11 protein-coding genes and 1 pseudogene are annotated in these 9,609 nt (G+C 61.4%); 5 read left to right on the top strand and 7 right to left on the bottom strand.

All coding sequences use genetic code 11. From position 1 onward, the window contains the following. A pseudogene (locus EN935_RS11560) lies at positions 1-464 on the top strand (CCA tRNA nucleotidyltransferase); the annotation flags it as partial. 12 nt (positions 465-476) lie between these two features. Here EN935_RS11560 and EN935_RS41415 read toward each other — a convergent pair. From EN935_RS41415 to hemF, 5 genes are all read right to left on the bottom strand, one after another. Then, a complete protein-coding gene (locus EN935_RS41415) occupies positions 477-1,481 on the bottom strand; it encodes a S8 family serine peptidase (protein ID WP_245488928.1) in 1,005 nt (334 codons plus the stop codon). A gap of 69 nt (positions 1,482-1,550) precedes the next feature. Next, positions 1,551-2,129: a hypothetical protein gene (locus EN935_RS11550; RefSeq protein WP_109659720.1), complete on the bottom strand. Its 579-nt coding sequence runs from the start codon at positions 2,127-2,129 to the stop codon at positions 1,551-1,553. 373 nt (positions 2,130-2,502) lie between these two features. Then, positions 2,503-2,688: a DUF1059 domain-containing protein gene (locus EN935_RS11545; protein ID WP_109659722.1), complete on the bottom strand. Its 186-nt coding sequence runs from the start codon at positions 2,686-2,688 to the stop codon at positions 2,503-2,505. Between the two features lie 228 nt (positions 2,689-2,916). Beyond that, positions 2,917-3,177 carry a DUF1344 domain-containing protein gene (locus EN935_RS11540; RefSeq protein WP_127373328.1) on the bottom strand — a complete coding sequence of 87 codons (261 nt, stop codon included), beginning with the start codon at positions 3,175-3,177 and terminating at the stop codon, positions 2,917-2,919. Positions 3,178-3,488: 311 nt separating this feature from the next. Beyond that, complete coding sequence (hemF, locus tag EN935_RS11535) at positions 3,489-4,403, bottom strand: oxygen-dependent coproporphyrinogen oxidase (RefSeq protein WP_127264809.1); 915 nt, start codon at positions 4,401-4,403, stop codon at positions 3,489-3,491. A 114-nt stretch (positions 4,404-4,517) separates the two neighbouring features. On the opposite strand from hemF, the gene EN935_RS11530 reads away from it, so the two are divergent. Beyond that, positions 4,518-4,775, top strand: a complete 258-nt coding sequence (locus EN935_RS11530) for a hypothetical protein (protein WP_027030665.1) — start codon at positions 4,518-4,520, stop codon at positions 4,773-4,775. On the opposite strand, the gene soxR is transcribed toward EN935_RS11530, so the two are convergent. Next, a complete protein-coding gene (gene soxR / locus EN935_RS11525; protein WP_127264810.1) occupies positions 4,772-5,218 on the bottom strand; it encodes a redox-sensitive transcriptional activator SoxR in 447 nt (148 codons plus the stop codon). The genes EN935_RS11530 and soxR overlap by 4 nt on opposite strands. A 175-nt stretch (positions 5,219-5,393) precedes the next feature. Then, complete coding sequence (locus tag EN935_RS11520; RefSeq protein ID WP_127264811.1) at positions 5,394-5,852, bottom strand: tRNA (cytidine(34)-2'-O)-methyltransferase; 459 nt, start codon at positions 5,850-5,852, stop codon at positions 5,394-5,396. Positions 5,853-6,295: 443 nt separating this feature from the next. Here EN935_RS11520 and EN935_RS11515 point away from each other — a divergent pair, with 443 nt between their 5' ends. The 3 genes from EN935_RS11515 to EN935_RS11505 form a co-directional block, all read left to right on the top strand. Then, positions 6,296-6,691, top strand: a complete 396-nt coding sequence (locus tag EN935_RS11515) for a hypothetical protein (protein ID WP_109661269.1) — start codon at positions 6,296-6,298, stop codon at positions 6,689-6,691. Between the two features lie 28 nt (positions 6,692-6,719). Beyond that, complete coding sequence (locus EN935_RS11510; protein WP_126070182.1) at positions 6,720-8,606, top strand: ABC transporter ATP-binding protein; 1,887 nt, start codon at positions 6,720-6,722, stop codon at positions 8,604-8,606. Then, positions 8,603-9,609 (top strand): ABC transporter transmembrane domain-containing protein (locus EN935_RS11505; RefSeq protein ID WP_164771086.1); only part of this gene is annotated, 1,007 nt, incomplete at its 3' end. The genes EN935_RS11510 and EN935_RS11505, both read left to right, overlap by 4 nt.

Here is a 9,609-nt window from a genome sequence, read left to right as displayed (position 1 = left end):
GGCTGGAGGCGATCGTGCCGCCGGATGCGGCGCGTATGAAGGTGCTCGCCGAGCGACTCAAATTTTCGACGGCTGAAGCGGATCGCCTGCGCCACTGGGCGCTTGCCACCGCCGTCGAGCCGAAGACGACCGAGAGCGAGCTGGCGAAAAGGCTCTATCGGGGCGACCGGCAGGGATTTGCCGACCGTCTGCGGCTGTCGCTCGCGGCAGCCAGGGTACGCGCCGTCGAGGACAATGCGGCGTTGCTCGAAGCCGGTGGCTTTTCGCGCCTGCTTGCCTTCGCCGCCAAATGGGAAAAGCCGTTGTTTCCGCTGAAAGGTGCCGATCTGACTGCGCTCGGTGCAACTCCAGGGCCGAAACTTGGCGAAATCCTCAGGAATCTGGAAGCGGAATGGGTTGAAGCGGGATTTACGTCTGATCGCGGCGCGTTGCTTGAACGCGCCGCGGAAGCACTTCGCCCTTAATGGCGGTACCGTTCATTTGATCGATACGGGAGCCAGGGCGCGCGAAAGGCTTGCCTCGCCCTTGCCATAGACCGAGGGGCTATAGCCAATCAGCGTGTCGGTCCGGGCCGTATTGAGCAACTGGTTGGTGATCTGGGTCGGCGTTGCCTTGGTGAATTTGCTGCCCACGATCGCCGCGTAACCGGAAATGATCGGTGCGGCGAAGGAGGTGCCGTAAAGGCCTGTCTTGTCCCCCGCGACCCCTACGACCAGGAAATGGCTCTGCACAAGCGGATTGGAGCCGGCAGTGTTGGAGTACCAGGCCATCCCGGTCGGGTTTGACGTTGTGCCGTTCGCGTTGAGCGCGCCGACGAAAATCGCGGACGTCTTTCCGATCAAAGCGAGGTCGAGATAGTCCTGCTGACCGCCCGTGATACCGCCCACGGCAACCGAGTCATTGCCCGCGGCCTTCGAAACCACCGCCGTTCCTTTGGTGGCGTAGGAGATGATGGAAGCTTCCTCGGCGCTCCATCCGATCTGGTTCGCGCTGTAGCCCGCCTTGGCGTACATGCCATAGCTCAGATTGAGCACGTTCAGGCCCGGCGCCAGCGTGACGGACGAAGCTGTGGAGAAGTCTTTCGACCTTATGGTTGCCAGGGGCGCAATCATGCTGGCTTCCTCGCGCGTCCATTCGCCGTGCCGCTGGGTTTGAACTCCGACGCCGAAATTACCTGAGAAGCGCGATGTGCTGGAGAAGTCGTCGACGATCGTGATCGTGACGCCTTTTCCCTTGTAGCCAGCACGCCAGGCGGCACCGACATCGGGGCTCATCCAGTTTTGCACAGTCTGCGATGGGGTTGTAGGCAGGGTAGCGCTCAGACAGATGGAAGCGCTCGATTGATCGCTGACGCAAAGCGCCGACAGCGGATCGGGACCAACAGCGTCTTGCGCCGCCGCCATCGATGCCGGCAGAAGGGCGAGCGCCGTGGCGACACCGAACTTCCAACGATTATTTGACATGTTCTTACCCCGGTTCAAACAAGAGCTAGGACGCACTATCGCGACTTTCCGGCAGCTGGGTGACATTTCATGCACGCCCCCTCGCGATTAGAAGGTAACACGGTAGTTCAGCCAGAGATGCTGCCTCTCCGGTTTAGCGTTAACCAGATATTTCAAGGTTTCCTCCGGCGCCATCTCGCTGGCAGCGAGCCGGCAATTGACGCCGTAGGTGCCCAAAACACCATAGTCGGCTTGGCAGGACTTTTCGGTGAGATTGCCGCCGACGGTCGTGGTGAGCGACAAGGAAAGAGTGCTGTTGGCACTCGGATGCATCTGAGTGAGGAAACCAAGCTTGAGGCTGGGCTCGATCCGATACTTCTCGCCCGCTTCTCCGGTCCCAAATCCCCAAAGGATGCCGGTATCCTCCGTGATCTGTGTCAGCAGGTCCACGTGCATGTCGACCCAGCTTGCCCGGTACCATTGGTTGAACGATATCCGGTTTCCATTCTGCAGTTCATAACCCCCGTCGCCGAGCCCTCTGGCGCGGTCACTGAGCGGCGAGCCCTGATGGATGTCGACCAGCGATGTCGTCATTTCCTGGGCAATCACCGGAGACGCGGCAAGGAGCGCGCACAACAGGAGCGCGGTCGTGCGGAAACTCACCCGATTGCCGGACTTTTCGCGCATGCGCGAAACACCTCGCCCCACCGATTCCGGACCAGTGCCTGGTGGCGACGGGCTTCTCTTGCAGCCCACTGTAGCCCGGATTGTCAGCCTGACAGTCGCACGGGTTCAGTTACCGCAGGGTTTATTTTAGCTGAGGCAAATGTAATTTTCTAACCCCGCAGGGTCTGAATCGCGACGTGTGGAAACGGATATATGTGCGGCGCTTTACGGCCTTGCCTTCATGCATGTCGCTGTCCCAATACGGGGGCTACTTTGGGGTGGCATGCATCAGACCGCCCGCGAAGGCGTCTACGCCAAGCGCGGGCGTCACGCCCAATGCTGTTTATCTGCTTACACTTAATCTTGAGCTGACAGACCCGAGGCCGCGCAAATGCTATGCCGCGTCGCGGGCCTTCTCGATGCGCGAGCGGATCGCCTCGATCATCGTCTCGCGGATCACCGTTTCGCCATGCGTCTCGCGCATGTGCTCGACGGCACGGCGCATGACCTCGGCCTCCTCGTCGGCACGCGTGTGCCAGTCACAGCCGGGAACAAGCGACCCGCAGTGAAATTCCTTCATGGGATTTCTCCTTTTCCTCCGTGGAGCCTGAGGCTCCGACACTTTTTTGGCTCACGGTCCAAATCCGAGATCGGATCCTGGGGCCGCGAGCGGGAGAACAGCATAACACAAATGGGGTGGCATTGGTTGCAGTCAACGGCGAAAAGGCGGAGCAGCGCTGCTCCGCCCTCTTACGCTACCCCGAAACAGGACCGGATATCGTCTCATCCTGCTCTGGCAGGCAAGCCGTCATTTTTCGACCTTGACGGCCTCGGCGACCTTGTTCTTGCCCTTCATATCCCATGAGACGCGGACCTTTTCACCAACCGTCAGGCCAGGATCCTTGAAGGTCTTGGGAAGCGTAAAAGACGATCCATCATCGAGGACCAGGCTCATGGCCGTCGTGTCAAAGGTCTTGATCGTCCCGGTGGTGTGCTTGACGGCGGCGAATGCCACCGAACCGGAAGCGAGAAGGGCAGCGGCGGCAGCCGAAACAATGATCTTGCGCATTGCGAAGTACTCCTGGAAAGGCGGGTATCTTTTTGACGAAGATGTCCCGCATCGTCTTGGGTCGTCCGGTCGCGTCGGGTCGCGGCTCGCTTTGCCTTGACGCAATTCCGGTCGGAAAGCCGTTTCGCACTTTCCTGGAATTGCGCGCAGGCGAACCGCCGGCGCTTCCCGACCCGGCGCCACAAATAGACCAGTCTTTTCAATAGCCTATTAGACGAAAAAGAAATTTTTCGCCGCACCGTGTACCACATTCCGTGCCCATTTCGAACGAATGGGACATCAATGCGGCTCACGCCGCGCTCACCATTTTGTTACGGCCAGCGAACCTCGGGTGGTAGGCTGGAGAGGATGGCCGCGACATTGCCGCCGGTCTTCAGCCCGAAGATGGTGCCACGATCGTGAAGCAGGTTGAATTCGACATAGCGGCCGCGGCGAATGAGCTGTTCGTCGCGGTCGCCGTCGGTCCAGTTCTCGTTGAAGTTAGCGCGCACGAGGTGGCCGTAGACGACGAGAAAAGAGCGGCCGACATCCTGGACGAAGTTGAAATCGGCATTCCAGCCGCCTTTGTCCTCACCCGAATGCAGCCAGTCGAAGAAGATGCCGCCGGTGCCGCGCGGCTCGTTGCGGTGCGACAGATAGAAGTACTCGTCGCACCAGGCCTTGTATTTCGGGTAGTCGGCAACGGCGGCGTTCTTCTCGCAAGCGAATTGCATGGCGCGGTGGAAGGCGACCGTGTCGGGATCGTCCTGGGTGCGGCGGCGGTCGAGCACCGGCGTCAAATCGGCGCCGCCGCCGAACCATTGGCTAGATGTGACGACCATGCGCGTGTTCATGTGCACGGCCGGAACGTTGGGGTTCCAGGGATGCGCTATCAGCGAAATGCCGGATGCCCAGAAGCGCGGATCTTCCTCGGCGCCGGGCATCTGCTTCCTGAATTCGGGTGAGAACTCGCCATGGACGGTCGAGGTGTGGACGCCGACCTTCTCGAAGACGCGGCCGTGCATCATCGACATGGTGCCGCCGCCGCCCTTGCCCGCGTCGCGTTCCCATGGCGTCTTTTCGAAACGACCAGGTGACCACGAGGCCAGCGGCCCGCCAAGATCCTGCTCGATCTGCTCGAAGGTGGCGCAGATGCGTTCGCGCAGCGCCTCGAACCATAGGCGCGCCTTCATCTTCTTCTGTTCGATGTCGGCGGGCAGGCCTGCCGGTATTTCAGGTCGTTCCAAGTGCCGTCTCCGGTTGGGGCGGCGAGTCCTACAAATGACTCGTCTTTTGCCGGCGCGATCCCTAATCTGTTAGGGAACAGGGTCAAGTGTCATTACGGTGCAAGGAGTTGTTTCGTGCGCACCCCGGCAAGACCGCCGCTGGATGGCCTGAAGAAAAGGCTCGACCAAAGCCGGGCTGAGCGCGCGCGCATGCCGCGCGACGGTTTCCTGCGCGAGACCTTCGTGCTGCCGCGCTCCGATGCGCGGCTCAAGGCCAAGGAATGGTTCGAGCGTTTTCCCAAGCAGGCCTACTGGACCGAGATCGAAAGCTGGTTCGAGCGGCCGGGCGACCTGATTGAGTTCACCATCAGGCGGTTGCCGGTGGCGGATTAGGACTCTACCAACAGCCGCCTCGCCCCCGTGCCTTCCCTTGCCAGCCTGTCCCCCTTGTTGCGCAGCGGGCATTTGTCGATCGACATGCAGCCGCAGCCGATGCAGTCGGTCAGCCCGTCACGCAATTTCTTCAACTGGGCGATCTTGTGATCGAGCCCGTCGCGCCAGGCGGTCGACAGCAGGTTCCAGTCATCGCGCGTCGGCGTGCGGCCCTCGGGCAGCGATGCCAGGGCTGTGCCGATCTCGGCCAGCGAGATGCCGACCTCCTGCGCGACCTTGATGATCCCCACGCGCCTCAGCACGTCGCGGCCGTAGCGGCGCTGGTTGCCTGATGTACGGTGGCTGCGGATCAGGCCACGGGCCTCGTAGAAATGCAGCGCCGACACCGCCACCCCGCTGCGCATGGCCACCTGGCCGACTGTCAACTCCGTAACTGGTGCCATTCCTGATTTTTCTGCCCTGATTTTTCCGCTTGACCTCAAGTTAAGTTGAGCTTGTAGCGAAGAAATGTTGATTGGGCAAATGCAGGAGAAGGCGATGTGCGCCTGGGTGAGAATGAGTGGAGAAACCACCGTCGTCGGCGACGGCAAGCACGGTGTTATGGATGGGACGTGGATCCTATCCGAGCTGCCGGATGGCTTCGCCCGCCACCATGGCGACGGAAAGCGCGACGTTGATGCTGCGCGCCGCGCCTTGCATGGGGATGGTCAGCCGCGCATCCGCCGCCTGATGGACAGCATCCGGAACGCCTGCCGATTCGCGGCCGAACAGAAGTATGTCGCCATCGGCGAAGGTGAAGCCGGTGTAAGGGGTCGTGGCTTTGGTCGACAGCAGCACCAGCCGGCGCGCGCCAGTTTTGCGCCAGTCCTCGAAGGCGTGCCAATCGACATGCCGGGTCAGGGTAGCCATTTCGAGGTAATCCATGCCGGCTCGCTTGAGCGCTTTGTCGGAGAGCGGAAAGCCGGCCGGTTCGATGATGTCGACGCCGAGCCCGAGGCAAGCGGCGAAGCGCAGGATTGTCCCGGTGTTGCCGGCAATGTCAGGCTGGTAGAGCGCGATGCGGAGACAACAGTTCATTTCCGCGTCCTTCTAATAAGTGGCAGATCGGCCACAGCGGGCTCGCGGTTTTGGAATTTGCTGGACCTGCGGGTGGCCATTTTCTGCGAAGTCGGGTATACGCCCAGCATTGTCAACTCGAACCGATGGAGGGGAAATTCATGATGGCCATGTACATCCAGCGCCCCTCTCGTGGGCTTACCTGCCTGCCGGCGGTTTCGGTACGACGATTCTCCTGACTCTCTAAGACTTGATCGCACCGATTCCCGCCGAAACGATTTTTCGGCTCTCGAAGGAATCCTGCGATGTTTTTCAAAAAGTCAAAAGGGCTGAGCGCCCCACCTGAACCTGTCCAGACCGATGCTTATCGTGTCCAGACTGACGCAATGCGTGCCTCCGGCCGAATGCCGGCGGACGAAATTGCTTCGCCTTTTTATCTCGATTTTCACACGGAGGACGGACCGATGTTCGATCCCTACAGAATACCCGGCTCAAGGAGCCTGCATATCCACCGACTGCCGACCTGGGCGCTGCTGATCGGCGACACCTACTCGTCGGCCGTTCATGCCGAGGTCCGCCGCCGGCCGCATCGCGGCATGCTGCCGGATGTCGATTTTTCGCGCGCGGTTCCCGACCCGAGCCGGCCGTCGCTGGTGCGCCGGATCATTCGTTTGATCAGGCCGGGCGCGAAAAACCGGGTTGGCAGCACCGTGTCGTCAGGATCGTCAGGCGCGCCTGTCGGCGAAAAGCCTGCGAACCCCTATATTGCGCGAAGCAGGGCCGACGGTCCGGATGATTCCGGACCGTCGGCCCTCGACGCCAAGGGTTCCGGAGACTTCGTACGCTCCCGTGCCGCATAAGCGGAAAACAGATTTGTGAGCATGACCTATGTTGTTGTTTAGCTGGTTTGAAAGACGGCTCGATCCGTTCCCCGCGGCGGAACCGGTCGAGCCGCCCAGGACGCTGGTTGCCTTCTGCGTGCATTATACGCGCGGCGCGTGGCCCTATATCCTTCTCGACGCGGTGCTGGTGACGGCCATCGCGATTGCGGAAGTGTGGATGTTCGGCTTCCTCGGCCGCATCGTCGACTGGCTGTCGGGGCAGAATCGCGAAACCTTCCTGCAGACGGAAGCCTGGAAGCTCGCCGGCATGGCCTTCATCGTGCTGTTTGCGCTGCCGGGCACGGTATGGCTGCATTCGCTGCTCAACCAGCAGACGCTTATGGGCAACTATCCCATGCGCATCCGCTGGCAGGTGCACCGCTATTTGCTCAAGCAGTCGATGAGCTTCTACCAGGACGAGTTTGCCGGCCGCATCGCCACCAAGCTGATGCAGACGGCGCTCGCCGTGCGCGAATGCGTCATCAAGCTGATCGATGTCCTGAACTACGTCATCGTCTATTTCCTTGGCATGCTGGTCATCGTCGGTTCGGCTGACTGGCGGCTGGCCGCGCCGCTTGGCGTCTGGCTGGTCGGCTACATCCTGCTGCTGCGCTATTTCATCCCGAAGCTGGGCAAGGTCGGCGAGGAGCAGGCCAATGCGCGCTCGACCATGACCGGCCGCGTCGTCGACAGCTACTCCAACATCCAGACGGTCAAGCTGTTCAGCCATGCACGCCGCGAAGCGTCGTTTGCGCGGGAAGGCATGGCCGGCTTCCTGCAGACGGTCTACCGGTCGATGCGGCTGGTGACGGTGCTTTTCGGCCTACTCTACATCATGAATTCGCTGCTGCTGTTTTCGGTCACGGCGATGGCGCTCTGGCTGTGGCTCGGCCAGTCGGTGACGATCGGCGCGGTCGCCGTGGTCATCGGGCTGGTGCTCAGGCTGTGGGGCATGTCGCAATGGATCATGTGGGAAATGTCGGGCCTGTTCGAGAATATCGGCACGGTGCAGGACGGCATCGCCTCGATCTCGTTGCCACGCCTGGTCGAGGACAAGCCGGGCGCGAAGGACATCGCCGTTTCCAGGGGTGAGATACGCTTCGAGGACATCCGCTTCCACTATGGCAAGCAGAAGGGGGTGATAGAGAACCTGTCGCTCGCGGTGAAGCCGGGCGAAAAGGTCGGCATCGTTGGTCGTTCGGGCGCCGGCAAGTCGACGCTGGTCAACCTCCTGCTGCGTTTCTACGACCTGGAGAGCGGAAAGATCCTGATCGACGGCCAGGAGATCGCCGATGTGACGCAAGATTCGCTGCGCGCCCAGATCGGCATGGTCACGCAGGACACCTCGCTGCTGCATCGTTCGGTGCGCGAGAACATCCTCTATGGCCGGCCCGACGCCTCGGAAGAGCTGCTTGTCGAGGCAGCGGGGCGCGCCGAGGCGCTGGATTTCATATCGGGGCTTTCGGATGCCAAAGACCGCAAGGGCTTCGATGCCCATGTTGGCGATCGCGGCGTCAAATTGTCCGGCGGCCAGCGGCAACGCATCGCCATTGCTCGCGTTATGTTGAAGGACGCACCTATACTTATCCTTGACGAAGCGACCTCGGCGCTTGATTCCGAAGCCGAGGCGGCGATCCAGGAGAATCTCTACAAGCTCATGCAAGGTAAGACCGTCATCGCCATCGCGCACCGGCTGTCGACCATCGCGGCGATGGACAGGCTGGTGGTGATGGACAAGGGCCGTGTCATCGAGGAAGGTTCGCACGAGGAACTCGTCGCCAAGGGCGGGCTCTACGCGCAGCTCTGGCAGCGCCAGTCGGGCGGGTTCCTGCTTGAGGACGGTCCCGCCGACGCCGCCAATGACGAACTTGCAAAGGGCCAAGCTGCCGAATGATGACTGCTGTCTATCGCTGGTTCGAGAACTGGGTCTATCCGTTCAGGGAGCCAGCGAATCTTCGGCCACCGACCAGCGTCGGCGGCTTTCTCTGGCACTATGTCGGCCAGGCGAAGTTCGCCTTCTTCGCCATGCTGGTCATCGGCGGCATCGCGCCGCTGGTCGAGGCCGGCCTGTTCTACTTCGTCGGGCGGCTGGTCGATATTCTCGACCAGCTTCCCGCCGAGCGCAGCTGGCACGCTTTGTGGAACGCCGCAGGCCCTGAACTGGTGTTCATGATCGCGGTGGTGCTGGTCATCCGCACCATCGTCGTCGGCCTATCGGCGCTGGTCGACGAACAGACGATCACGCCCGGTTTCTACAACCTGGTGCGCTGGCAGGCGCACCGGCATGTGTCGCGCCAGTCCTACGCCTTCTTCCAGAACGATTTTGCCGGCCGCATCGCGACAAAAGTCTGGCAGGCGGGCCAGGCGACCGGCGACCTGATGGAAAGCTTCATCGAGGTCGTCTGGTTCATGCTCGTCTATACGGTGACGACGCTGGCGCTGGTGGCAGGGTTGGATCTGCGGCTGGCGGCGCTGGTGGTGGTGTGGATCGTGGCCTTCGGCTTGCTGGCCAAGCTCTATCTGCCGGCGATCCGCAAGAATGCTGAGGCCACGGCCGAAGCAGGCTCGATGATCAACGGCCGCATCGTCGATTCCTATTCCAACGTGCAGACGCTGAAACTGTTCTCGGCCGATGGCGACGACCGCTACATCAGGAACGGCTTCGACATCTATCTCGACGCGCTGCGCCCGTTCACCCGTCGGCTGACCGGCGTGCGCATGGCGCTGACGACGCTGTCGGGCATCATGATCACGGCGATCGGCTGTTTTGCCGTCTATCTCTGGGTCGAGGGCTCGATCACCGTCGGCGCTGTCGCCTTCACGCTGTCGCTGGTGCTGCGGCTCAACATGCTGCTCGGCCGGCTGATGATGCAGCTCAACAGCATCTTGCGGAATCT

The sequence above is a fragment of the Mesorhizobium sp. M7D.F.Ca.US.004.03.1.1 genome, from assembly GCF_003998635.1.
GTDB lineage: Bacteria > Pseudomonadota > Alphaproteobacteria > Rhizobiales > Rhizobiaceae > Mesorhizobium > Mesorhizobium loti.
Note: the sequence above shows the minus strand (reverse complement) of the source record. Positions and strands in the feature narration are given on the sequence as shown.